This window comes from Vibrio sp. T9 (assembly GCF_003123985.1).
In the GTDB taxonomy this organism is placed as follows: Bacteria; Pseudomonadota; Gammaproteobacteria; order Enterobacterales; family Vibrionaceae; genus Vibrio; species Vibrio diabolicus.
Genome location: NZ_NIGY01000072.1, coordinates 1 through 430, shown reverse-complemented (window position 1 = coordinate 430; position 430 = coordinate 1). Strand labels below are relative to the sequence as shown.

Sequence of the window (430 nt, the reverse complement as noted above, 5' to 3'; positions counted from 1 at the left end):
GCCGCCGCATTGTTCGTCGTCCGGAATCCGGCCATCGGCCCTCTCCCAATGGTCACGCCAGCGCTGCCGCGAGTTCCCCGCGCAGGTCTTCCACGTGTTCAACACCCACCGAGAGGCGGATAAGACCGTCACTGATGCCCAGGCGTTTACGGTTAGCGGCTGGAATCGAGGCGTGTGTCATCAGGCCCGGATGCTCGATAAGACTCTCGACGCCACCGAGCGACTCGGCGAGAGCGAACAATTCGCAACGCTCGAGCACCCGACGCGCCTTGCGCAGGCCGCCTGCCACTTCCACCGAAATGATGCCGCCGAAACCATCCATCTGGCGCCGGGCGAGCGCGTGCTGCGGATGCGACTTGAGGCCGGGATAGATGACGCGGTTCACGGCCGGATGCTGTTCGAGCCATCGGGCAAGGTCGAGTGCGTTTGC

At 64.7% G+C, this 430-nt stretch carries 1 protein-coding gene; it reads right to left on the bottom strand.

The features are described 5' to 3' along the window. Positions 1-52: 52 nt before the first annotated feature. A partial coding sequence (locus CBX98_RS25475) for a PLP-dependent transferase (protein ID WP_172606032.1) occupies positions 53-430 on the bottom strand: 378 nt, incomplete at its 5' end.